This is a genomic window from Streptomyces puniciscabiei (assembly GCF_006715785.1).
GTDB lineage: Bacteria > Actinomycetota > Actinomycetes > Streptomycetales > Streptomycetaceae > Streptomyces > Streptomyces puniciscabiei.
The window spans coordinates 3,552,614-3,576,436 of the sequence record NZ_VFNX01000001.1 but is presented as its reverse complement, the minus strand read 5'-3'; the positions used below and the strand labels follow the sequence as shown (position 1 = coordinate 3,576,436).

Genomic DNA, 23,823 nt, shown 5'->3' with positions numbered 1-23,823 from the left:
GGCCTAGTACGACTTGGGCAGACCGAGGGTCTGGTGGGAGACGTAGTTGAGAATCATCTCCCGGCTCACCGGGGCAATACGAGACACGCGTGCGGCCGTTATCAGCGAGGCGAGTCCGAACTCGCGGGTGAGGCCGTTGCCGCCGAGGGTGTGCACGGCCTGGTCGACCGCCTTCACGCAGGCTTCACCGGCCGCGTACTTGGCCATGTTGGCGGCCTCGCCCGCGCCGGTGTCGTCGCCGGCGTCGTAGAGGTGGGCGGCCTTCTGCATCATCAGCCGGGCCAGTTCCAGGTCGATGTGCGCCTGCGCCAGGGGGTGGGCGATGGCCTGGTGGGCGCCGATCGGTGACGTCCAGACGGTGCGGTCGCGGGCGTACTCGACGGCCTTGGCGAGCGCGTAGCGGCCCATCCCGATGGCGAACGCGGCGGTCATGATCCGCTCGGGGTTCAGTCCGGCGAACAGCTGCAGCAGACCGGCGTCCTCGTCGCCGACGAGCGCTTCGGCGGGCAGTCGTACGTCGTCCAGAACCAGCTCGAACTGCTTCTCCGCGGCGCTCAGTTCCATGTCGATGGGGCGCCGGGAGAAACCTTCGGCGTCGCGCGGGACGATGAAGAGGCAGGGTTTGAGGGAGCCGGTGCGGGCGTCGTGGGTGCGGCCGACGATGAGGGTGGCGTCGGCCTGGTCCACGCCGGACACGAACACCTTGCGGCCGGTCAGGAGCCAGTCGGTGCCGTCCCGGCGGGCGGTGGTGGTGATGCGGTGGGAGTTGGAGCCGGCGTCGGGTTCGGTGATGCCGAAGGCCATGAGGCGGGTGCCGTCGGCGATGCCGGGGAGCCAGGCGCGTTTCTGGTCCTCGGTGCCGAAGCGGGAGATCACGGTGCCGCAGATGGCCGGGGAGACGACGAGCATCAGCAGGGGGGATCCCGCCGCTCCCAGTTCCTCCAGCACGATGGACAGTTCGGTGACGCCGCCGCCTCCGCCTCCGTACTCCTCGGGAAGGTTGACGCCGAGGTAGCCGAGTTTGCCTGCTTCGGACCAGAGTTCGGTGGGGTGGCGGCCCTCGGCGATGGTGCGGGTGAGGTAGTCGCGGCCGTAGCGGTTGCCGAGGGCGGACACTGCGGAGCGGAGGGCTTTGTGCTCTTCGGTTTCGATGACGGGAGACATGAGGCTCCTAAGAAGAGGTTTCCTGCACTACGGCGAGCAACGTTCCTGGTTCCACCTGCTGACCGGTCTCCGCGTGCAAAGCGCCCAGCACGCCGGTGACCGGTGACGAGATCTGGTGCTGCATCTTCATCGCCTCCACCCATATGAGTCCCTGGCCGGCCTGGACCGTTGCCCCCTCGGTCAGGCCGTCGGCGATGCGTACGACCGTGCCCGGCATCGGCGCGAGCAGGGAACCGGGGGCGAGCTGGGTGGCGGGGTCGGGGAAACGGGGCAGGGCGGTGAGCCGGGTGGTGTTGACGTGGACCTCGTCGCCGTACGCCGCCACCGTGAACCGGCGCTCCACGCCGTCCACTTCGAGGACGACCAGGCGCGGCCCGGCCTGCACGACCCGCACCCCGTCGGCCGCGAGGCCCTGCCGGGTGTGCCGGTAGCGGACCTCGTGCTCCTGCCCCGCCATCGCGTACCGCTTCACCTGCGGCCCCGAGGGCAGGTTGCGCCAGCCGCCGAAGCGGGAGCGGCCGTGGGTGTCGGCGAGGGCGGCGGCCAGGGGGGCGTACGGGTCGGGCGTGGGCTCGGTCAGTGCGGCGAGGTGGCGGTCGTAGAAGCCCGTGTCCATGCGGACCGCCGCGAACTCCTCGTGGCGCAGGGAGCGGATGAGCAGGTCGCGGTTGGTGACCGGGCCGTGGATCTCCGCGCGCTCCAGTGCGCCGGCGAGCCGGCGGATCGCCTCCGTGCGGGTGGGTGCGTGGGCGACGACCTTGGCGAGCATCGGGTCGTAGTGGACGCCGATGGTGTCGCCGCCGGTGTAGCCGGTGTCCAGGCGTACGCCGGACGGCAGGGCGAGGTGGTGCAGGGTGCCGGTCTGCGGGGCCCAGTCGTGGGCGGGGTCCTCGGCGTACAGGCGGGCCTCGATCGCGTGGCCACGCGCGCGTGGCGGGTCCTCCGCGAGGGCGTGGCCCTCGGCGATCCGGATCTGTTCCGCCACCAGGTCGACGCCGAACACCTCCTCCGTCACCGGGTGTTCGACCTGGAGGCGGGTGTTCATCTCCAGGAAGTGGGCGCGGCCGTCGGCGACCAGGAACTCGACGGTTCCCGCGCCGACGTAGGCGACGGCGCTCGCGGCCTGTACGGCCAGGGCGTACAGGTCCTGGGTGAGCCCCTCGGAGAGGCCGGGTGCCGGGGCCTCCTCGATGACCTTCTGGTGGCGGCGCTGGAGGGAGCAGTCGCGGGTGCCGAGGGGCCGGACGGTGCCGTGGGTGTCGGCGAGGATCTGCACCTCGACGTGGCGGCCGCGCTCCAGGTAGGGCTCGACGAAGACCTCGCCGTCGCCGAAGGCGCTCGCGGCCTCGGCGCGTGCGCCCTCCAGTGCGGCGCTCAGCTCCTCCAGGCGGCGCACGACCCGCATGCCGCGCCCCCCGCCGCCGGCGGCCGCCTTCACCAGCACCGGCAGGTCGGCCTCGGTGACGTCGGCCGCGTCGAGGGGCGCGATGCCCATCAGGTCCTTGGCGCGGGTCTTGGACGCCATCGCCTCGATGGCCTCGGGGGGCGGCCCGATCCACACCAGTCCGGCGTCGAGGACGGCACGCGCGAAGTCGGCGTTCTCGGAGAGGAAGCCGTAGCCGGGGTGCACGGCGTCCGCGCCTGCGGCGAGGGCCGCCTTCACGACCAGGTCGCCGCGCAGATACGTCTCGGCGGGCGCCGCGCCCGGCAGCCGTACCGCCGTGTCGGCCACGCGCGTGTGGAGCGCGTTCTCGTCCGCGTCCGAGTGCACGGCGACCGTCCGGATCCCCAGCTCACGGCAGGTGCGGAAGATCCGGCAGGCGATCTCGCCCCGGTTGGCCACGAGCAGTGTCGAAATCACGGAACCCCTCATATCCGTCATGACCGTCACATCCGGAAGACGCCGAAGCCGCCGCGCGCGCCCTCGTAGGGCGCGGTGTGGATGGCGGACAGGCACAGGCCGAGGACGGTACGGGTGTCGCGCGGGTCGATGACGCCGTCGTCGTACAGCCGCCCGGAAAGGAACATCGGCAGCGACTCGGCCTCGATCTGCTGCTCCACCATGGCGCGCAGGGCGGCGTCCGCGTCCTCGTCGTACGGCTGTCCCTTCGCCGCCGCGGACTGCCGGGCGACGATCGACAGCACCCCGGCGAGCTGCTGCGGGCCCATCACGGCGGACTTGGCGCTGGGCCAGGCGAACAGGAAGCGGGGGTCGTACGCCCGCCCGCACATGCCGTAGTGCCCGGCGCCGTACGACGCGCCCATGAGCACGGACAGGTGCGGGACCCGGCTGTTGCTGACCGCGTTGATCATCATCGCGCCGTGCTTGATGATCCCGCCCTGTTCGTACTCCCTGCCGACCATGTAGCCGGTGGTGTTGTGCAGGAAGAGCAGCGGGATGTCGCGCTGGTTGGCGAGCTGGATGAACTGGGCGGCCTTCTGCGACTCGGCGCTGAAGAGCACTCCCTGCGCGTTGGCCAGGATGCCCACCGGGTAGCCGTGCAGGGCGGCCCAGCCGGTGACCAGGCTGGTCCCGTACAGCGGCTTGAACTCGTCGAAGTCGGAGGCGTCGACGATCCGGGCGATGACCTCGCGCGGGTCGAAGGGGGTCTTCAGGTCGCCCGGGACGATGCCCAGCAGCTCCTCCGGGTCGTACTTGGGCGGCTCGGCGGGACCGGGGTCCGGGTGGGCCTTGCGGTGGTTGAGGCGGGCCACCACCCGCCGCGCCTGCCGCAGCGCGTCCGGTTCGTCCACGGCGAAGTGGTCGGCGAGGCCCGACACACGCGCGTGCATCTCGGCGCCGCCCAGGGACTCGTCGTCGCTCTCCTCGCCGGTGGCCATCTTCACCAGCGGCGGGCCGCCGAGGAACACCTTGGCCCGCTCCTTCACCATGATCACGTGGTCGGACATGCCGGGGACGTAGGCGCCGCCGGCGGTGGAGTTGCCGAAGACGACCGCCACGGTCGGGATGCCGGCGGCGGAGAGCCGGGTCAGGTCGCGGAAGATGGCGCCGCCCGGGATGAAGATCTCCTTCTGGGACGGCAGGTCGGCGCCGCCGGACTCCACCAGGGAGATGCAGGGCAGCCGGTTGGCGAGGGCGATGTCGTTCGCCCGCAGGGCCTTCTTCAGGCTCCACGGGTTGCTCGCGCCGCCGCGCACGGTCGGGTCGTTGGCGGTGATCAGGCACTCGACGCCCTCGACCACGCCGATGCCGGTGACGAGCGAGGCGCCGACGGTGTGGTCGCTCCCCCAGGCGGCGAGCGGGGACAGCTCCAGGAAGGGCGTGTCCGGGTCGAGGAGCAGCTCGATCCGCTCCCGTGCGAGCAGCTTGCCGCGCCTGCGGTGCCGTTGCACGTATTTCTCGCCGCCGCCCGCGAGGGCCTTGGCGTGCTCGGCGTCGAGTTCGGTGAGCTTGGCGAGCATGGCCTCGCGGTTGGCCCGGTGCTCGGGGCTCGCAGTGTCGAGGGAGGTGTGCAGAACCGTCACAGCAGAACCTCCGGGATGTCCAGGTGGCGGGAGCGCAGCCATTCGCCGAGGGCCTTGGCCTGCGGGTCGAAGCGGGCCTGCGCGGCGACGCCCGCGCCGAGGATGCCCTCGACGACGAAGTTGACCGCGCGGAGGTTCGGCAGCAGGTGCCGGGTGACGGGCAGGTCCCGGCTCTCGGGTATCAGCTGCCGGAACCTCTCGGCGGTCAGCTCGTGCGCGAGCCACCGCCAGGCCTCGTCACTGCGGGTCCAGACGCCGACGTTGGCGTTCCCGCCCTTGTCCCCGCTGCGGGCCCCGGCGACCAGCCCGAGGGGTGCGCGGCGCGTCGGACCGGGCGGGAGCGGGTCGGGGAGGGCCGGCTCCGGTACGGCCTCCAGCGGCCGGGTTTCCTGGGGTGGCGGCACGGGGACGCGCCGTCCGTCGTGGAGGACCGCCATATGGTCCACGGCGCCATGGGGTACTGCCACATCCTCGAAGACCCCATAAGGCGAGCCCTTCCCCGGTGGGGACAGCACATGGAACCCCGGATAGCTGGCCAGCGCCAGCTCCACGGCGGCCCCGCTGAGCGCCCGCCCGACGACCCGCTCGTCCGCGTCCCGTACGACCAGCCGCAGCAGGGCGCTCGCGGTCTCCTCGGTGCCGGCGTCGGCCCGGTCGGTGCGGACCAGCTCCCAGCGGACCTCGGCGGGCGGCGACTTGGCGAGCGCGTCGGAGAGCTGCTCCCGCACGAGGGCGGCCTTGGCCTCGATGTCGAGTCCGGTGAGGACGAAGACGACCTCGTTGCGGAAGCCGCCGAGCCGGTTCAGCCCGGCTTTCAGGGTCGGCGGCGGCGCCTCGCCCCGCACCCCCTCGATCCGCACCCGGTCCGGCCCGTCCTGGCTCAGCCGTACGGTGTCCAGCCGGGCGGTGACATCGGGCCCGGCGTACCGGCCGCCGCCGGTCTCGTACAGCAGCTGCGCGGTGACCGTGCCGACGTCGACCAGGCCGCCGGTGCCGGGGTGCTTGGTGATGACGCTGCTGCCGTCGGCGTGGATCTCGGCGAGCGGGAAGCCGGGCCGGCGTACGTCCCCCTCGCGGAAGAACGCGTAGTTGCCGCCGGTGGCCTGCGTCCCGCACTCCAGCACATGCCCGGCGACGACGGCGCCCGCCAGCCGGTCGTGGTCCGTTCGTCCCCACCCGAAGTGGGCGGCGGCCGGCCCGGTGACGAGGGCCGCGTCGGTCACCCGCCCGGTGACGACGATGTCCGCACCGGCCCGCAGACACTCGGCGATCCCGAAGCCGCCGAGGTAGGCGTGGGCGGCGAGGGTGCCGGGGTGGGAGGCGGTGAGGTCGTCGCCCTCGACGTGGGCGACGCGCACCGGAATGCCGAGCCGGTCGGCCAACTCCCGCACGGCGGTGGCCAGTCCGGCCGGATTGAGCCCCCCGGCGTTGGTGACGATCCGCACCCCGCGCTCGTGGGCGAGGCCGAGGCAGTCCTCCAGCTGGCGCGGGAAGGTGCGGGCGTAACCGGCGCCGGGGTCCTTCAGCCGGTCGCGGGCGAGGATCAGCATGGTGAGTTCGGCGAGGTAGTCGCCGGTGAGGACGTCGATCTCGCCGCCGGTGAGCATCTCGCGCAGGGCGTCGAAACGGTCGCCGTAGAAGCCGGAGAAGTTGCCGATGCGCAAGCCGGTCATGCCGGGTCCCCCTTCGACGGGCGGCCGCTGCCGGGCGGGCCCGCGAAGGCCTGTGCGATGTCCAGCCAGCGGCCGGCGTCCGGGCCGACGGCGCTCAGGGCGAGGTCGGACCGGTGGGCGCGCTGGGTGACCAGGAGGCAGAAGTCGAGGGCGGGGCCGGTGACGCGCTGGGGGGCGTCCTCGGGGCCGTATGCCCACACCTCGCCGTCTTCTGCCGTCAGTTCCACCCGGAATTCCTCCACCGGAGGGGTGAGCCCGTGGACGGTGTGGGCGAAGTCCCGGGTACGGACCCCGAGCCGCGCCACATGCCTGAGCCGGTCGGTGGGTGGGCGCACCACACCCAGGGCGTCGGCGATGTCCAGCCCGTGGGCCCAGGTCTCCATAAGACGGGCCGTGGCCATGGAGGCTGCGGACATGGGCGGGCCGTACCAGGGGAAACGGGCGCCGGGTGGTGCGGTGCGCAGGGCCCGGTCGAGGGCGTCCCGTCCGGTGCGCCATGTACGCAGCAGCTCGCCGGGCGGGAGCCGGGCGCCGTCCTCCGCGCCTTCGTCCACGAAGGAGTCCGGGGCGGCGAGCGCCTTCTCGACCAGCGCCTGGAAGGCACGGGCATCGGTGACGGCCAGCAGGGCCGAGCGGTCGGTCCAGGCGAGGTGGGCGATCTGGTGGGCGAGGGTCCAGCCGGGCGCGGGGGTGGCGAGCCTCCACTGCTCCGGCGTCAACTCGGCAATCAGTCGGTCCAGTTCGTCGCTCTCGGCACGCAGGTCGTCGATGACGGGCGTCGGGTCGGCCATGGGGGGAGCATGGCAGCGGAGCAAAAAACAATCAAGCATGCTTGCATGAATTGGTGAGGCCGGGTCTCGGGCGGCCTTCGTCCGGTCACTGACTGATCAGCCGGACCGGGTGTCGCGGGTCGCCCGGGCATACGGCGACGACCAGGCGGCCCCGCCCCGGCGAGACCTCCGTGGGGCCGCAGGCCCGTCCGGCATCCGCCGTCGGCCGGTCCTCGTACGGGATCCAGCTCGTCGTGCTGGAGTCCCACTCGCAGGACGCCGCGGTGAGGAGCGGGAAGAGCTCCGCGCCGCAGGTGGGACAGTTCAGGGCCGTCGGGCCGGTGAGGTTCCACGCGATGTGGCCGCCGACCTTCCAGCCGGGGGCGATGGACAGATCGGAGACGTACCCGTCGCCCTCGTCGTCCGGTCCCGCCCACTCGGCGATGCGGTCCTGCAGGGAGAGTTCGAGCTCCTCGAACCAGGGGAGCTCGGTGATTTCCTCGGGGTGCAGGACGCAGGGGGCCGGGACGAGTTCGGTGCGGCCGACGACCTCGGGTACCGGCTGCTCGGTCAGGACCGCGCCGACGTCCTGGGAGCGGCGCCGGCGCACATGCACGTACGGCTCATGGCGGCTGTCGCCGTGTCTCTCGTATCCGCACCAGAACACCTGGAGCAGGTCGCCCTCACCGGTGTCGGGCAGGCCGGGGACGTCGCGCCGGTACAGCTGGGCGACGGCGATCAGCGGGATGGGGTCCGTGTCGGAGAGCTGCGGGGCGTGTCGGCCGCGCCTGAACCCGGCGATCTCCTGGTCCTCCTCGCGCGTCGTCCCCCGCGGATCGCGCCGCAGGGCCCGCTCCTGGATCTCCCGCTCACGCAGCACATCGGCGTACCGGTAACCGCTGTGGCGCTTGTGCGGCACCGTGCACACCGGCCAGGGCTCGTCGGCGGGCCACAGCATGGGGCCGCCGACCGAGCTGTCACCGGCCGTGGGTGTGCCGCGCCGGGGGTGCAGCCGTGTGGCCGGCCGGCGCATCGCGGAGAGCTCGGGGAAGATCGCCTCTATGTCGAGGGGGCGGGGCGGGGTGGTACGCGGCACGGTGGCGGTCCTCAGCGGATGTCGTGGTCGGGGTGGGTCTCGTCGTAGGCGCGGCGGGTCGGTTTCGCGCTCGCGCACCGGGCGACCGAACGCCTGGTGCGGGAGAGCGGACTGCCGTGCACGATTCTGCTCAACGGCCTGCACGCCGGGCTCTTCGGCGGCCTGCTCCGGTGGGCGGCCGAGGGGGTCGTGGAGTCCGCGTTCGGCGAGGGCGCCTGGCCGCGGTCGCGCGCGGATCTCGCCGGGGCGGCGGCGATCGTCGCGGCGGATCCGGACCGGCACGCGGGGCGTGTACGACCTTGTCGGCATGCCGATCACCGCCGCGCAGGTCGCCGGTCGGCCGGGGGTCGCGCACCGCACCATCAGCCCGGCCGAGCACCGGCGCCGACTCCTCGACGACGGCCCCGGACTGCCGCCGTTCCAGCCGCCCATGCTCACCTCGATCGCCACCGCCGTCCGGCACGGCTTCCTGCCCGCCACCACCCCGGACCTCGCCGAGTTCCTCGGCCGGCCCGGCCCGCGCCCCCTGCCCCGGCCGTCGCTGCCGCGGCCACGGCGAGAGCGGAGGCACGGGACTGACAGAACCCCCGGCGCCTGCCCGCACAGCGGGGCCGCACGGCACGGCGCCCGACCACGCCGCAGAGGCATCGCGACTCCCCCTGACGATGCGCTGGTCGTGCGAGCGGGTCAACCGGTCGATGCTCGTCACGTCGACCGGCCCCTCACGGGGAGCGGCGAGGTCACGCGCCCGTCAGGCCTCCGGGGCCGGTTCGACCCTGGCCTTGCCCCGCCCCACCTGGGTGCGGACCGCGCCGATGCTCGCCGCGATGACCAACGCGATGGCGGCGGCCTGGGGCAGGGAGAGGGACTGGCCGAGGATCAGCAAGCCGGCCGTTGCCGCTATCGCCGGTTCCAGGCTCATCAGGATCGCGAAGGTGGAGGCGGGGAGGCGGCGCAGGGCCAGGAGTTCGAGGGTGTAGGGGAGGACCGAGGAGAGCAGGGCCACGGCGGAACCGAGGGCGACGGTGGTGGGGTTCAGGAGGCGGGAGCCCGCCGAGGCGATGCCGATCGGGAGGAAGAGGACGGCCGCTACGGCCATGGCCAGGGCCAGGCCGTCCGCCTGGGGGAAGCGGCGGCCCGTACGGGCGCTGAAGAGTATGTAGACCGCCCACATGGCGCCGGCGCCCAGGGCGAATCCGACACCTGTGGGGTCGAGGCTGCCGAAGCCTCCGCCGCTCAGCAGGAAGACGCCGAGCAGGGCCAGGGCCGCCCACAGCGCGTTGATCGCGCGGCGGGAGGCCAGGACCGAGAGGGTCAGGGGGCCCAGGACCTCCAGGGTGACCGCCGGGCCCAGCGGGATGCGGGCGACGGCCTCGTAGAAGAGGCCGTTCATCGCGCCCATGGCGATGCCGAAGGCGATCACCGTGCCCCAGTCGGCGCGGGAGTGGCCGCGCAGCCGGGGGCGGCAGACCAGGAGGAGGACGATCGCCGCGGCGAGGAGGCGGAGGGTGACCACGCCCGGCGCACCGGCGCGAGGCATCAGGGTCACCGCCAGGGCCCCGCCGAACTGGACCGAGATACCGCCGGCCAGCACCAGGCCCACGGGGCCGAGCGAACCGAAGCGGCTCTGCCTTCCGAGGGGGGTGACCGAGGTGGGCGCTGCGGTGCTGGAGGTGGCGGTCACGGGCGGTCCTGTGTTTGATCGGGTTCGTTCAGCTCGATGTACTACTGGGTCCAGGGTAATGGACTTTGACAGGTGCGTGAACCCTTTAAGGAACTGTCCCGGATGCTGGAAGTCAGATGCCCGGCCAGGCCTCCTCGTCACGGAGGAGGGGGCGGCCGTCGGGGAGAGTGGTGGGGACGGGGGCGGCGTACGGGTCCTGGGCGTAGGGGTCATGCGCGTGGGGTTCATGCGCGTAGGGGCCGTGACCGTACGGCTGCTGGTACGCCGGCGCGGGCTCGTACACCGGCCCCGGCGTCTGCCGCTCCCCCCACAGCGGCATGCGCAGCTCGCCGGTGTCCATCGCCGCGTTGTTCTGCGAGCGGTGCAGCCGCCAGTAGGGCCCGCCCCGGGCCAGGAGTTCGTCGTGGCGGCCCGTCTCCACGATCCGGCCGCGGTCGACCACGAGGATGCGGTCGGCGTCGGGGGCGGGGTTGAGGTCGTGGGTGATCATGATCGTCGTACGGCCGGTCATCAGGCGGCGCGGGGGTTTGACGACGCGGCGGGCGGCCAGCGCGTCCAGGCCCGTCGTCGGCTCGTCCAGGACCAGGACGGGGGAGTCGCGCAGGATGGCGCGGGCGATGGCCAGGCGCTGCAGCTGGCCGCCGGAGGTCAAAAATGGCAAAGGGACGCTGTGAATAGCTTGGTGAATCCTGAGGGACGGCCCCCGAAGCTGAGAGTTCTCTCATGAGCCTGAGGACCGCCTTTTAACGGCGGCATCAGCGCCGGGCCAGGTAGAGGCCGAGTGCCGTGTGCAGCAGGCGGTTCAGCGGGAGGTCCCACTCGCCCACGTACTCCACGGCCTCGCCGCCCGCGCCCACCTTGAAGCGCAGCAGGCCGAGGAGGTGGTCGGACTCCTCCAGGGTGTCGGTGATGCCCCGGAAGTCGTAGACGTGCGCGCCGAGTTCGTGGGCGTCGCACATCATCCGCCACTGCATCGCGTTGTTCGGCTGCACCTCGCGCTTGCGGGCGGTGGAGGCGCCGTAGGAATACCAGACGTGCCCGCCGACGGTCAGCATCGTGGCCGCGGCGAGGACATCGCCGTCGTGGTGGGCGAGGTACAGCCGCATCCGGTCGGGGTCCTCGGCGGTGAGCGCGGTCCACATGCGCTGGAAGTACGACAGCGGGCGCGGGAGGAACCGGTCGCGCTCGGCGGTCTCGGTGTACAGCCGGTAGAAGACCGGCAGGTCCTCGTAGCCGCCCCGGACGACCTTCACCCCCGCCTTCTCCGCCTTCTTGATGTTGCGCCGCCACTGCTGGTTGAGGCCCCGCTGGATGTCGTCCAACGACCGCCCGGCGAGCGGCACTTGGCAGACGTACCGGGGCTGGCCCGCGGCGAAGCCCTCCTCTCCGCCCGGTTCCGACTGCCGCCAGCCCATCCGGCGCAGCCGCTCGGCCAGGTCGGCGCCGCGCTGCTCGGACGAGGTCGGCGGCACGTCCCGCAGCCGGTGCGCGTCCGGGTCGGCGATCGCGGCCTTGACCGCCTCGGGACTCCAGCGCCGGGTCACCACGGGCGGGCCCATCTTCACCGAGAACGCGCCCAGCCCCTTGAGATGGGCGAGCATCGGCTCCAGCCAGCGCTCCAGCTCGGGCGTGTCCCAGTCGATGACCGGCCCCTCCGGCAGATAGGCCAGGTAGCGCCTGATCCTCGGCAGCGGCCTGAGCAGCACCAGCCCGACCCCGACGAGCCGCCCGTCCGGCTCGAACCACCCGAGGCTCTCCGCCTTCCACTCCGCTTTCACGTCCCCCCACGACGGCACCTGCAGATGACTGACGGAGGGGCGGCCCGCCACGAAGGCGAGGTGCTCGGCAGGGGAGATGGTCCGCAGGGTGAGGGACATGCGCGTTCCTTCGCAATCACAAGATCAACCGGTCACCTCACCCTACGAACCACCCCGCCCGTGCTTCGGTCCCCATGCCGCCGGTATGTCGTACGACGTCACCCGCAGGTCGGTGCCGGGGCCCAGGAGGCGCCAGTGGGCACCGGGGCGGCCGTAGGGCATGCCGACACTGCCGGGGGCGGCCACCGGACGGCCCTGCGCCGACGGACATAGGGCATGTGGGTGTGGCCGCACACGACCGCGCCGATACCGGACGGCAGGGTTCCCCAGGGGCCACAGCGCCCTCTCGCCCTGCTCCCAGGACGGGCAGCACGCCGTGGATGCCGGACGGCACGGCCGACCTGCCGTCCTCCTCGGGCACTTCGCGCCTCCGTCTCTCGCTTGCACCGCCTCCACCGGACACCGGCCCGCACGGTCACTCCGAGCCCCTGGTCTCCTGATCCAGCGCCTGCGCCAGTACCTCCGCCAGGTGCCGCCCCCGCACCCCGGCCAGCTGTTGCAGCTGGGTGCGGCAGGAGAAGCCGTCGGCCAGGATCACCGTCCGCTCGGGAGCTGCGCGGACCGCGGGCAGGAGCTGTTCCTCCGCGCAGGCCCTGGACACCTCGAAGTGGCCCTTCTCGAAGCCGAAGTTGCCCGCGAGGCCGCAGCAGCCGCCGCTCAGCTCGCCGGTGAGCCCGGCGGACTCGCGCAGTCTGCGGTCGGGGGTGTCGCCGAGCACCGCGTGCTGATGGCAGTGGGTCTGGCCGGCGACCGGACGGTCCACGGCGGGCGGGGTCCAGTGCGGGGCGTGCCGCTGCAGGGCCTCGGCGAAGGTGACGACGGCGGAGGCGAGCCGGGCCGCGCGCGGGTCGTCGTGCAGCAGCTCGGGCAGGTCGGTGCGGAGGGCCGCGGCACAGCTGGGCTCCAGGACGACGACCGGGACCCCGGCCCGCAGCACCGGCTCCATCAGGTCCAGCGTGCGCCGCAGGACCGTACGGGCGCGGTCGAGCTGGCCGGTGGAGACGTAGGTGAGGCCGCAGCAGACCCGTGCCCGGCGGGCGGTGAGCAGCGCGGCGGCCGACCTGGTCCGGCCGTCGCCGAGCCCGCGCCCGCCGATCCTCGCCCCGCGCGGCAGCAGCGTCGGCGGCAGGGCCACCCGCAGCCCGGCGGCCTCCAGTACGCGCACGGCGGCCCGGCCGACGGAGGGCGACAGATGCTCGGTAAAGGTGTCCGGCCAGAGCACGACCAGGTCCCCCGGGCCCGAGCCCCCCGGCACCTGCTCCCCGGCACCGCCGCGGACCGGCCTCCCGCCGCGCCACCAGCCGGTGAACGTCCGCGCCGCCAGCCGGGGAATATCCCGCTCGGCCGCGATCCCGCCCAGACGCTTGCCGGCCCGGGCCAACGGGCGTACCGAGGCGAGGGCGTTGAGCAGCGGGGCCGTGCGGGTGCGGGCGACCCAGCGCAGCCACTGCGGCAGCCGGCCCATGGTGAGGTGGGCGGCGGGACGGCGCCGGCCGGCGTAGTGGTGGTGCAGGAACTCGGCCTTGTAGGTGGCCATGTCGACGCCGACCGGGCAGTCCGAGCGGCAGCCCTTGCAGGACAGACACAGGTCGAGGGCGTCACGGACCTCCGTCGAGCGCCAGCCGTCGGTGACCAGTTCACCGGCCAGCATCTCGTGCAGCAGCCGGGCCCGGCCGCGCGTGGAGTGCTCCTCCTCGCCGGTCGCACGGAAGGACGGGCACATCACGGCGGGGCCGGACACGGACGTCGTACGGCACTTGGCGACGCCGACGCAGCGGCGGACGGCGGCGCGGAAGTCGCCTTCGTCGGCCGGGTAGCCGAAGGCCACGTCGACGGGCTTCGCCGGCAGGACGGAGAAGCGAAGGTTCGCATCCAGCGGGGCCGGGCGGACCAGCATGCCGGGGTTGAGGAGGTCGTCGGGGTCCCAGACCGCCTTGGCCCGCTCGAAGAGCCGGACCGTCTCCGCGCCGTACATGCGCGGCAGCAGCTCCGCGCGGGCCTGCCCGTCGCCGTGCTCCCCGGACAGGGAGCCGCCGTGGGCCACCACCAGGTCGGCCAGTTCCTCGGAGAAGCGGCGGAAGCGGCCGATGCCGGGCCCGGTGAGCAGGTCGAAGTCGATGCGGACGTGGATGCAGCCGTCACCGAAGTGGCCGTACGGCGTGCCGCGCAGGCCGTGCGCCGACAGCAGGGCGCGGAAGTCCCGCAGATAGGCGCCGAGCCGGGCGGGCGGCACCGCGCAGTCCTCCCAACCGGGCCAGGCCTCACTGCCGTCGGGCATACGGGTGGCCGTGCCGCTCGCGTCCTCGCGGATGCGCCACAGGGTCCGCTGGGCTGCCGGGTCGGTCACCACCAGGGAGTCGTCGACGTCGGCCGCGCGGACGATCGCCTCGGCACGGGCGCGTGCCTCGGCCGCCGACTCCCCTCCGGTCTCCACGAACAGCCAGGCACCCCCCTCGGGCAGTCCGGCCGGTGTGCGCACCAGGTCGGCCGCCATGCCCTCCACCGTCAGCGGGCCGAGCGGCAGGAGTCCGGCGGCGGCCTCGGCGGCGGCGCTCTCGTCGCCGTACGCCAGCACGGCCAGGGCACGCGCGCGTGGGGCCCGCACCAGCTGGACGACGGCCTCGGTGAGGAGGGCGAGGGTGCCCTCGGATCCGCAGAAGGAGCGGGCGACATCGGCGCCCTTCTCGGGCAGCAGCGCGTCCAGCGCATACCCGGAGATACGGCGGGGCAGCTCCGGGAAGCCGGTGCGCAGCCGCGCCAGTTCGCCCTCCGCCAGCTCGCGCAGCCCGTCCGGTGCCCCGGCCCAGTCCCGGCCGAGCCGCAGCCGGCGCCCGCGCACGGTGACGACGGACAGCTCCCGCACACTGTCGGCGGTCGTGCCCCAGGCGACCGAGTGGGAGCCGCAGGAGTTGTTGCCGATCATCCCGCCGAGCGTGCACCGGCTGTGCGTGGAGGGGTCGGGGCCGAAGCGCAGACCGTGCGGCGCGGCGGCCTCCTGGAGCCGGTCGAGGACGAGCCCCGGTTGGACGACGGCCGTACGGGTGCCGGGGTCGAGCTCCAGCAGGCCGTTCATGTGCCGGGTGAAGTCCAGCACCACGCCGGTGCCGGTCGCCTGCCCGGCGATCGACGTGCCCCCGCCGCGCGCCACCACCGGTACTCCGCGCGCCCGGCAGACCTCCAGGACGGCGGCCACGTCGTCGGCGTCTCTCGGCGCCACGACGCCCGCCGGCACCCGCCGGTAGTTGGACGCGTCCATGGTGACCAGCGCCCGGGAGGTGGTGTCGAAACCGACCTCGCCCCGGACGGCGCCGCGCAGCTCCGCTTCGAGACCTTCGAGACCCGCGTGATCCGTCATGCGTCCAGGATGCATCCGCTCACGGACAGTCACCGAAAGTTTTCCACAGGCCCGCGCATATCGTCGTACTGATTCACAAGTCCACGCCTCGACGATCTTGTCTCATCGGACGGACAAGGCTCTGCCCGGTTTCGCCCACCGCGATACTCTCCGACTCGTGGCCGACATCCAGATTCCCGCTGACATCAAGCCCGCCGACGGACGTTTCGGCGCGGGCCCCTCCAAGGTGCGCACAGAGGCGCTGGACGCCCTCGCCGCGACCGGTACGTCCCTGATGGGCACCTCCCACCGCCAGGCGCCCGTCAAGAACCTGGTCGGCAAGGTCCGCGAGGGCATCTCCGAGCTGTTCTCCCTCCCCGAGGGCTACGAGGTGATCCTCGGCAACGGCGGCTCGACCGCCTTCTGGGACATCGCCACCCACGGCCTGATCGAGAACAAGTCCCAGCACCTGAGCTTCGGCGAGTTCTCCTCCAAGTTCGCCAAGGCCGCCAAGCTGGCCCCCTGGCTGGCCGAGCCCACCGTCATCTCCGCCGACCCCGGCACCCACCCCGAGGCGCAGGCGGAGGCGGGCGTCGACGTCTACGCCTTCACCCACAACGAGACCTCGACGGGCGTCGCGATGCCCATCAAGCGGGTCTCGGGCGCGGACTCCGGTTCCCTCGTCCTCGTGGACGCGACGAGCGGCGCCGGCGGCCTCCCGGTCGACGTCGCCGAGACCGACGTCTACTACTTCGCCCCGCAGAAGTCCTTCGCCTCCGACGGCGGCCTGTGGATCGGCGTCTTCTCCCCGGCCGCCATCGAGCGCGCCGAGCGCGTCCACGCCTCCGGCCGCCACGTCCCGGAGTTCTTCTCGCTCCCCACGGCGATCGACAACTCCCGCAAGAACCAGACGTACAACACCCCGGCCCTCGCCACCCTGTTCCTCCTCAACCAGCAGCTGGAGTGGCTCAACGGCCAGGGCGGCCTGGCCTGGTCCACGGCGCGTACCAAGGACTCCTCGACCCGCCTGTACTCCTGGGCGGAGGAGTCCAAGTACGCCACCCCGTTCGTCACCGACCCGGCCAAGCGCTCGCAGGTCATCGGCACGATCGACTTCTCCGAGGAGATCGACGCGGCCGCCGTCGCCAAGGTGCTGCGCGCCAACGGCATCGTCGACACCGAGCCGTACCGCAAGCTCGGCCGCAACCAGCTGCGCATCGCGATGTTCCCGGCGATCGACCCGGTGGACGTCGAGGCGCTGACGAAGTGCGTGGACTACGTGATCGAGAGGCTCTGACCTCCCGGGTACGACGGTGAAGGGCGCCTTGCGGAGCACGTTCCGCGGGGCGCCCTTGCGGCGTCCGGGGCCCGTGCGGGCAGCGCGCGCCCGGTCACACCCCGACCGCGCCGTCGATGCGTTCGCGGAGCAGGTCGGCGTGTCCGTTGTGCCGGGCGTACTCCTCGATCATGTGGACGAGCACCCAGCGCAGGGAGACGGTCCCCCGCCAGGCGTCGTGGCCCTCGATGTCGAGGTGCGCCGCCTCGGCGACGAAGGCCTCCGCGAAGGCCACCTCGTCGTGCCAGGCCGCCCAGGACTCCGCGACGACCCCGGGATCGGGATCGGCGCCGTCGAAGTCGCCCTCGGGGGCGTCCGTGGAGGAGAAGCGCAGCTCGACCTCCTGTCCGGCGAGCACGGCCCGGAACCAGCGGCGTTCCACGTCGGCGAGGTGCCGGACGAGGCCGAGCAGGGAGAGCGAGGACGGGGACACGGACCGCCGGGCCAACTCGGGCCCCAGACCGGAGCACTTCAGCTTCAGGGTGGCACGCTGGGCGTCCAGCACGGCCACGAGCATGTTCCGCTCGTCACCGGTCGCGGGGCCGCTGAACCGCTGCTCGCTGCCGGTGCCGGTGAACAGTTCGATCCGCCGGTCGGGAATCTTCATGCCCACATCATGGTCGGTGGACGGCCGTCCCCGGAACTCGCGGCGGGCGCACCCCGAACCCGAAGCTCACGGACGAGACGGGCCGGTCCCGCCCCCACCGCCGCCACCGGCCCCGCTCCACCCCGGTGCCGAGGCACGGACGGCCCGCACTTGTGCGGCGCGGCCCGCGGTGCCTCCATGGAGACATGACGACGACCTGCTTCACCAAGGACGAATGACCTCGTCAGCCCCGCCGCCGCAGCCACCGCAACCCGAACAGGGCGGCCAGCCCGGCGGCGACGGCCGCACCGACCTTCAGACCACTGCCACCGCCACCGCTCGCACCCCCGGCCGTGACAGAACCACCGTGCGGCGACGGCGACTCGGAGGCCGGCCGGTCCGGCGCGTCCTTCGCCACGACCTCGCTGTCCGCCCCCTCACTGCTGTACAGCAGCTTGGTCCCGTCCACGGAGTACGAGACGCCCTCCCCCTGTCCCTGCAGGGGCACGTCGAGCTGACCCTCGCGCTTGATCCGGCCGCCGTTCCAGTCGTAGTAGATCCCGCCCAGGTAGCCGCGTACGGCGAGCTGCCGCCCGTCCGGCGAGAAGGCCGCGTCCGTGGCCCAGAGGTCGACGGGGGCGATCGGCCGGAAGACGTTCGTGCCGGAGGCGGACAGGGTGGCCGGGCCCTCGTACAGGTGCCCGCCGTCCTCCTTCTTGTCGATGATGTAGACCCGCCCGGTCTTCGGGTGGACGATCAGCGACTCGGCGTCGCGCGGTCCGTTCGCGTACTTCACGACGTACTGGGTGGCGGTGACCGTCTGGTCCCTCAGCTCCTTCGGCTCGGGCAGCCGGTAGATCCACACGTACGGCCACGTGCCGCCCAGGTTGTCGCCGATGTCGCCCAGGTAGATCTCGTTGTGCGGCCCGATGGAGATGGCCTCGACGTCGCGCGGGGCGCCGATGCCGCGCAGGGTGATCCGGGCGACGGTCCTCCCGGTCCGGCTGTCCACGGCGTAGACGTACGGCCCGTCGCCGCTGTCGTTGTGCGTCCAGTAGATGCCGGGGTGGAGGCGGGAGGCGGCGAGCCCGCTGGACTCGGCGATCCTCGGGTCCTTGATGGTGAAGCCGTTGTCGCCGTCCCCGCCCGCGCTCCCGGCGGCGGAGGCGGGCAGCGCGCAGGCGCCGGCGAGCAGCAACCCGGCGAGGACGGCGGACGATCGACGCATGCCCCCAAGACTGCCACTCCCTCCGGGCGTTCACCGGGCGCCCGCCCGACGGGGCTCGCCGGACGTGGTGGGCCTCACATCCCACCGGCGGCCGTGATCGTCCATCATGAGCGGATGCTCAGGTTCATGCCCGTAGGTGACTCCATGACGATCGGGAGCGCCGGCGAGCACACATGGCGCTACCGGCTGTGGCGGCATCTGCGCGACACGTACGACGGCCCGTTCACCTTCGTCGGCCCGCGCGAGGAGCTCTACGACAAGGCGACCGACGCGCCCACGTCCCACGCCTACGCCGACCCCGACTTCCCCCGCCGCCACCTGGCCGGCTGGGGCGAGGGCTGGCTGCACATGGCTCCGCTCATCGGCGACGCGGTACGGGAGCACCGGGCGGACGTGCTGCTGGTCTCCCTCGGCCTGATCGACCTGGGCTTCTACACCAACCCCGAGCAGACGGCGGAGAACGTGCGGGCCTTCGTCGCGAGTGCCCGCCAGGCCCGGCCGCGCATCCGCATGGTGCTGCTGCCGGTGATCCCGAACATACGGGCCGAGGCCGACGCGCCCTTCGCCGCGCAGGTGGACCTCTTCAACGTCCTGCTGGCTAAGACGGTCGCCGACCTGGACGAGCCCCGGTCGCCGGTCCTGCTGGCCTCGCGGCCGGAGGGGTACGACATCCACTCCGACACCTACGACGGCACGCATCCCAACGCCAGTGGCGAGCACCGGATCGCGGGGGCCTTCGCGGGGGCGATGTGGGAGGCGTGGGGGGTCGGACGGGCGTACGCGGCCTGAACAGGTTGACTGATTTCCGGCCTCTCCTGGTCACGGTGCGTATCGTTGAACTGCGCGGCTGCACCGGTGCGTGGGGCAGCCGGGGAGGAACGGCACGATGACCGTCCTTGAAGACAGGATCGAGATGGCCGAGGAGAGCGGCGAGCTGACTCTGGACAAGCTGTTCGAGTCGCTTGGGCGAATCACCCCCGAGGGATACAAGGTCGAGATCGTCGGGGGCAACATCCATATGACGCCGCAGCGGGACACTCACTGGGAGATCATCGCCGGCATTTTCGAGCAGTTGCGCACCAAGTACCCACGCAACCGCGTCAAGTCGGACGTCCGTGTGGACTATCCGGGCCACCTCAACGGCTTCGCATCCGACGTCACGCTCGTGGCCGAGGGCGCCGAGAAGACGCCCAGGGGCCTCTGGCTCTGTGACGACGTCGAATTCGTCGCGGAGGTCATCTCAAGGGGCACGGCACACAACGACTACGGCCCGAAGAAGACGGCCTACGCCACCGCCGAGGTCCCGGTCTACCTCATCGCCGACCCCTATCAGGGCAAGTGCCACCTCTACACCCAGCCGAAGGACGGCGACTATGTCAGCGAACTGACGGTCACCTTCGGCACGGACGTCGACATGACCACCACCGCTCTGGGCCTCACCCTCAAGACCGACGAGTTCCCCCGCGACTGACACTCCCTCCATGGCAGAGTGCCGCCCATGACCTACGGCTGCATCGCCTCCATGAAGACAACTCCCGGCTCCCGCGACGAGGTCGTGGCCATCCTCCTCGGTGCCGCCGAGGGCCTCCGCGCGGCCGGATGCGACGCCTATGTCGTGGGGCTCGCCGACGATGACGACGTGACGATCTGGGTGACCGAGGTCTGGCGGAGCAAGGAGCACCACGACGCCTCCCTGGAACTGCCTCAGGCGCGGGCGGCGATCGGGAAGGCCATGCCCTTGCTCACGGGCGAGTTCACCAAGCAGGAACTGGCCATCGCGGGCGGGCTCGGTCTCTGAGCCGGAACACCCCGCCGAAAGCCCTTGCTTCGAGCGCACTTCAAGCCGTTGGCTTGAGGACCATGAAGTACACGCAGCTTGGACGCACGGGACTCAAGGTCAGCCGACTCGTCCTCGGGACGATGAACTTCGGGCCGCACACCGAAGAGGCCGACAGCCACGCCATCATGGACGCGGCGCTGGACGCGGGCATCAACTTCTTCGACACCGCAAACGTGTACGGCTGGGGCGAGAACAAGGGCCGTACCGAGACGATCATCGGCAACTGGTTCGCCAAGGGCGGCGACCGCCGCGACAAGGTCGTCCTGGCCACCAAGGTCTACGCCAACATGGCCCCCGACGGCGAGGCCGCCTGGCCCAACCACGACAAGCTCTCCGCGCTGAACATCCGCCGCGCCGTGGACGCCAGCCTGAAGCGGCTGCAGACCGACTACATCGACCTCTACCAGTTCCACCACATCGACCGCAGCACGCCGTTCGAGGAGATCTGGCAGGCCATCGACACCCTGGTCCAGCAGGGCAAGATCCTCTACGTCGGCTCCTCCAACTTCCCCGGCTACAAGATCGCCCAGGCCAACGAGATCGCCGCCCGCCGCGGCGGCACCATCGGCCTGGTCAGCGAGCAGTGCCTCTACAACCTCGCCGAGCGGCGCGCCGAGATGGAGGTCATCCCGGCCGCGCAGGACTACGGCCTCGGGGTCATCCCCTGGTCGCCGCTGCACGGCGGTCTGCTCGGCGGGATCATCAAGAAGGAGGTCCAGGGCGGGCGCCGAGCCACCGGCCGGGCCGCCGACACCCTCAAGGACCCGGCCGCCCGCGCCCAGATCCAGGCGTACGAGGACCTGGTCGACAAGCACGGCCTGGAAGCCGGCGAGGTGGCCCTGGCCTGGCTGCTCACCCGGCCGGGTGTGACCGGGCCCATCGTCGGTCCGCGTACGGCCGAGCAGCTTCAGTCCGCGATCAGGGCTTCGGAGCTGGAGCTGAGCGAGGAGCTGCTGGCGGGCCTGGACGAGATCTTCCCGGGGACGGGCCCGTCCCCGGAGGCCTTCGCCTGGTAGGGGCCCCGTAGGGGCGCGGGGAACTGCGCGACCGGCCACACCCGGCCCGCAGCCGAAAAGCCGGCCGCAGTTCCCCGGTCCTCCTACCTCATGGCCGCCGAGACAGCCACCACCACGAACATCAGCACAAGCACACCGGCCATGATCCGGTTCCGGGTTTTCGGGTCCACATACCCGAGCCTAACCAACGCCGCCGAACGCCCAGCGGGCAACCGCCTCGTACCGCGGCTGCTCCCCCGCCACTCCCGAGCGCGGCAGATTGCTCCGCACCAGCACCAGCTCGTTCACCGTCCAGGTCCGGCTGGTGAACTCACGGAGCAGCTCGACATACGGCCGTACGTCCACCGAGTCCCGGCCCCGCGCCACCGTCAGGTGGGCCGTGTACCGGCGGTGCTCCCCCATCGGCACGCCCGCTCTCCGCGCCGCCGACTCCGCCCGGTCGGCCAGCAGCCGCAGCGCCTCCACCTCGCCGTGGGCGCCGGTCCACAGGACCTTGCCGTGCCCGAACTGGCCGCCGCCGACCAGGGCCAGGTCGAAGGGCGCCGTACGGTGGGCCGCGCGGGCCAGGCGGTCCGACAGGTCCGGTACGAGGTCGTCGGCGACCTCGCCGTAGAAGGCGAGGGTGAAGTGCCAGCCCGGGCGGCCCGTCCAGCGCAGCCGCTCCGCGCCGGGCAGTTCCTTCAACTTGGCGACCTCGACGGCGAGTTCGTGTACGACGCGCTCCGGCGGGAGCACCGCGGCGAAGAGTCTCATGACGTCACCTTCGCAGACGCGGATCGGCATGATGAACCCATGACGATCACCATACGCACCGGCGGCCCGGACGACGCTCCCCTGATCCTCGGCATGCTCGACAGCGCCGTGGAGTGGCTGGTCTCACAGGGCCGGACCGGGCAGTGGGGCACCGAGCCCTGGTCGACGAACGAGCGAGCCGTGGAACTGGTGCACCAGTACACCGCCGCGGGCACCCCGTACCTGGCCGAGGTGGACGGCGCCCCGGCGGCCACCCTCACGCTCAGCGAGCGCCCCGGCTCGTACCTGGAGCCCGCCGACGAGCCCGAGCGGTACATCCACCTCTTCGCCACCGACCGCCGTTTCAAGGGCCTCGGTGCCGGTGCCGCGCTGCTCGCGCACGCGGCCGAGGAGACCCGGCGGGCCGGGATCTCGCTGCTGCGGGTGGACTGCTACGCGGGCGACGACGGCAAGCTGGTCGCGTACTACGAGAGCCAGGGGTTCACCCGCACCGAGCGTTTCACGGTCGGCGAGGACAAGTGGCCGGGGCAGGTGCTGGCCCGGCGGGTGCTGTAGCGGCCTGAGGGCGCGGGGGACCACGCGAGCGGTCCACCGCGCCCGGCACCGGACCTCTCTCCGAGTGCTACGCGGCCGTCGTCAGCTCCTCCCGCTCCCGCGGGACGAAGCGGAGCCGGGGGTGGCCGTGGTGCCAGCCCACCGCCACCCGCAGTCCGCCGATGCGGGCCAGGACCAGGCCGATACCCGCAGCCGCCGCGGCGGAGATGACACCGCCGAGGGCGAAGCCGACCCGGGGGCCGTACGTGTCGGTTATCCAGCCGACGACCGGCGCGCCCAGCGGCGTGCCGCCCATGAACACCATCATGAACAGGGACATCACCCGGCCGCGCATGGCCGGGTCGGTCGCCATCTGCACGGCGGTGTTCGCGGTGACGTTGACCGTCAGGCCGCAGACCCCGATCGGGACCATGAGCAGCGCGAACAGCCAGTACGACGGGGCCAGCGCGGCCACCACCTCCAGCGCGCCGAAGGCCAGCGCGGCGGCGATCAGGACGCGCAGCCGGGCCGTGCCGCGGCGGGCGGCCAGCAGGGCGCCGCACAGGGAGCCGACGGCCATCAGGGTGTTGAAGAGGCTGTAGGCGCCGGCGCCGGAGTGGAAGACGCCGTTCGCGTAGGCCGACAGCCACACCGGGAAGTTGAAGCCGAAGGTGCCGATGAAGCCGACGAGGACGATCGGCCAGATCAGCTCCGGGCGGCCGGCCACGTACCGCAGGCCTTCGCGCAGCTGGCCCTTCCCGCGCGGCGCACGCCGGACGACGTGCAGTTCGCGGGCGCGCATCAGCAGCAGGCCGGTGATGGGCGCGACGAAGGACAGGCCGTTGGCGAGGAACGCCCAGCCGGTGCCCACGCCGGTGATCATCAGACCGGCGACGGCGGGGCCGACCAGGCGGGCGGACTGGAAGTTCGCCGAGTTCAGACTGACCGCGTTCTGCAGCTGATCGGGGCCGACCATCTCGGAGACGAAGGACTGGCGGGCCGGGTTGTCGAGCACCGTGGCGAGGCCGACGGCGAAGGCGGCGACGTAGACGTGCCAGACCTGGACGTGGCCGGTGAGCGTGAGAAAGGCGAGCGCCAGGCCCGTCACGGCCATGGCGGTCTGTGTGACCAGCAGCGTCGGGCGCTTGGGGAGGCGGTCGACCAGGACTCCGCCGTAGAGGCCGAAGAGGAGCATCGGCAGGAACTGCAGGGCCGTCGTGATGCCGACGGCCGCGGAGGAGCCCGTGAGGCTGAGGACGAGCCAGTCCTGGGCTATGCGCTGCATCCAGGTGCCGGTGTTGGAGACGACCTGGCCGACGAAGAAGAGGCGGTAGTTCCGGATCTTCAGCGAGCTGAACATCGAGCCCTTGCGGGCGGTGGGGGTAGTGGGGGTGGTCGGTGCGGGGGCGGAATCTTTTCCGGGTCCCGTACTCAAAAGGGTTCGCC

General features: G+C 72.2%; 20 protein-coding genes and 2 pseudogenes. 6 read left to right on the top strand and 16 right to left on the bottom strand.

The window, feature by feature from the left end:
* Positions 1-3 precede the first annotated feature (3 nt).
* The 12 genes and pseudogenes from FB563_RS16525 to FB563_RS16470 all read right to left on the bottom strand — a co-directional run bounded on the left by FB563_RS16525 (position 4) and on the right by FB563_RS16470 (position 15,105).
* On the bottom strand, positions 4-1,164 hold the full coding sequence (locus FB563_RS16525) for an acyl-CoA dehydrogenase family protein (protein ID WP_055707875.1): 1,161 nt from the start codon (positions 1,162-1,164) through the stop codon (positions 4-6).
* 7 nt (positions 1,165-1,171) lie between these two features.
* Positions 1,172-3,025 (bottom strand): acetyl/propionyl/methylcrotonyl-CoA carboxylase subunit alpha, encoded by a 1,854-nt coding sequence (locus FB563_RS16520; protein ID WP_055707876.1) that lies wholly within the window; start codon positions 3,023-3,025, stop codon positions 1,172-1,174.
* Positions 3,026-3,051: 26 nt separating this feature from the next.
* Entirely contained in the window at positions 3,052-4,650 is a 1,599-nt protein-coding gene (locus tag FB563_RS16515) for an acyl-CoA carboxylase subunit beta (protein ID WP_055707874.1), read from the bottom strand.
* On the bottom strand, positions 4,647-6,323 hold the full coding sequence (locus tag FB563_RS16510; protein ID WP_055707873.1) for an acyclic terpene utilization AtuA family protein: 1,677 nt from the start codon (positions 6,321-6,323) through the stop codon (positions 4,647-4,649). The genes FB563_RS16515 and FB563_RS16510 overlap by 4 nt, the downstream gene beginning before the upstream one ends.
* Positions 6,320-7,114, bottom strand: coding sequence for a TIGR03084 family metal-binding protein (locus tag FB563_RS16505; protein ID WP_055707872.1), 795 nt, complete (start codon positions 7,112-7,114; stop codon positions 6,320-6,322). The genes FB563_RS16510 and FB563_RS16505 overlap by 4 nt, the downstream gene beginning before the upstream one ends.
* Before the next feature lie 85 nt (positions 7,115-7,199).
* Positions 7,200-8,189 carry a hypothetical protein gene (locus FB563_RS16500; RefSeq protein WP_142218742.1) on the bottom strand — a complete coding sequence of 330 codons (990 nt, stop codon included), beginning with the start codon at positions 8,187-8,189 and terminating at the stop codon, positions 7,200-7,202.
* A gap of 11 nt (positions 8,190-8,200) precedes the next feature.
* Positions 8,201-8,323: a hypothetical protein gene (locus FB563_RS44920; RefSeq protein ID WP_280116564.1), complete on the bottom strand. Its 123-nt coding sequence runs from the start codon at positions 8,321-8,323 to the stop codon at positions 8,201-8,203.
* Between the two features lie 617 nt (positions 8,324-8,940).
* On the bottom strand, positions 8,941-9,873 hold the full coding sequence (locus FB563_RS16490) for an EamA family transporter (RefSeq protein WP_055709726.1): 933 nt from the start codon (positions 9,871-9,873) through the stop codon (positions 8,941-8,943).
* 112 nt (positions 9,874-9,985) lie between these two features.
* Positions 9,986-10,519 (bottom strand): annotated as a pseudogene (locus FB563_RS16485) (ATP-binding cassette domain-containing protein); the annotation flags it as partial.
* A 109-nt stretch (positions 10,520-10,628) separates the two neighbouring features.
* Positions 10,629-11,750 (bottom strand): lipid II:glycine glycyltransferase FemX, encoded by a 1,122-nt coding sequence (locus FB563_RS16480; protein WP_055708403.1) that lies wholly within the window; start codon positions 11,748-11,750, stop codon positions 10,629-10,631.
* 75 nt (positions 11,751-11,825) lie between these two features.
* A pseudogene (locus tag FB563_RS44045) lies at positions 11,826-11,992 on the bottom strand (metallophosphoesterase family protein); the annotation flags it as partial.
* Between the two features lie 173 nt (positions 11,993-12,165).
* Entirely contained in the window at positions 12,166-15,105 is a 2,940-nt protein-coding gene (locus FB563_RS16470; protein WP_055708404.1) for an FAD-binding and (Fe-S)-binding domain-containing protein, read from the bottom strand.
* 157 nt (positions 15,106-15,262) lie between these two features.
* Here FB563_RS16470 and serC point away from each other — a divergent pair, with 157 nt between their 5' ends.
* The gene (gene serC / locus FB563_RS16465) at positions 15,263-16,381 is read left to right on the top strand and encodes a phosphoserine transaminase (protein WP_055708405.1); all 1,119 of its coding nucleotides are present in this window, start codon (positions 15,263-15,265) and stop codon (positions 16,379-16,381) included.
* 94 nt (positions 16,382-16,475) lie between these two features.
* On the opposite strand, the gene FB563_RS16460 is transcribed toward serC, so the two are convergent.
* Both FB563_RS16460 and FB563_RS16455 read right to left on the bottom strand, forming a co-directional pair.
* The gene (locus tag FB563_RS16460) at positions 16,476-17,027 is read right to left on the bottom strand and encodes a DinB family protein (RefSeq protein ID WP_142218741.1); all 552 of its coding nucleotides are present in this window, start codon (positions 17,025-17,027) and stop codon (positions 16,476-16,478) included.
* A 223-nt stretch (positions 17,028-17,250) separates the two neighbouring features.
* The gene (locus tag FB563_RS16455; protein ID WP_055708441.1) at positions 17,251-18,234 is read right to left on the bottom strand and encodes a TolB-like translocation protein; all 984 of its coding nucleotides are present in this window, start codon (positions 18,232-18,234) and stop codon (positions 17,251-17,253) included.
* A 114-nt stretch (positions 18,235-18,348) separates the two neighbouring features.
* Here FB563_RS16455 and FB563_RS16450 point away from each other — a divergent pair, with 114 nt between their 5' ends.
* The 4 genes from FB563_RS16450 to FB563_RS16435 all read left to right on the top strand — a co-directional run bounded on the left by FB563_RS16450 (position 18,349) and on the right by FB563_RS16435 (position 21,090).
* Positions 18,349-19,023 carry an SGNH/GDSL hydrolase family protein gene (locus tag FB563_RS16450; protein WP_055708440.1) on the top strand — a complete coding sequence of 225 codons (675 nt, stop codon included), beginning with the start codon at positions 18,349-18,351 and terminating at the stop codon, positions 19,021-19,023.
* Between the two features lie 97 nt (positions 19,024-19,120).
* Positions 19,121-19,705, top strand: coding sequence for a Uma2 family endonuclease (locus FB563_RS16445; protein WP_055708439.1), 585 nt, complete (start codon positions 19,121-19,123; stop codon positions 19,703-19,705).
* 27 nt (positions 19,706-19,732) lie between these two features.
* A complete protein-coding gene (locus FB563_RS16440; RefSeq protein ID WP_055708438.1) occupies positions 19,733-20,032 on the top strand; it encodes a putative quinol monooxygenase in 300 nt (99 codons plus the stop codon).
* 62 nt (positions 20,033-20,094) lie between these two features.
* Complete coding sequence (locus FB563_RS16435) at positions 20,095-21,090, top strand: aldo/keto reductase (protein WP_055708437.1); 996 nt, start codon at positions 20,095-20,097, stop codon at positions 21,088-21,090.
* A gap of 180 nt (positions 21,091-21,270) precedes the next feature.
* Here FB563_RS16435 and thpR read toward each other — a convergent pair whose 3' ends face one another.
* Positions 21,271-21,843 (bottom strand): RNA 2',3'-cyclic phosphodiesterase, encoded by a 573-nt coding sequence (thpR, locus tag FB563_RS16430; protein ID WP_055708436.1) that lies wholly within the window; start codon positions 21,841-21,843, stop codon positions 21,271-21,273.
* A gap of 39 nt (positions 21,844-21,882) precedes the next feature.
* On the opposite strand from thpR, the gene FB563_RS16425 reads away from it, so the two are divergent.
* Complete coding sequence (locus tag FB563_RS16425; RefSeq protein ID WP_055708435.1) at positions 21,883-22,398, top strand: GNAT family N-acetyltransferase; 516 nt, start codon at positions 21,883-21,885, stop codon at positions 22,396-22,398.
* Between the two features lie 67 nt (positions 22,399-22,465).
* Here FB563_RS16425 and FB563_RS16420 read toward each other — a convergent pair whose 3' ends face one another.
* Complete coding sequence (locus tag FB563_RS16420; RefSeq protein ID WP_142218740.1) at positions 22,466-23,812, bottom strand: MFS transporter; 1,347 nt, start codon at positions 23,810-23,812, stop codon at positions 22,466-22,468.
* Positions 23,813-23,823 lie beyond the last annotated feature (11 nt).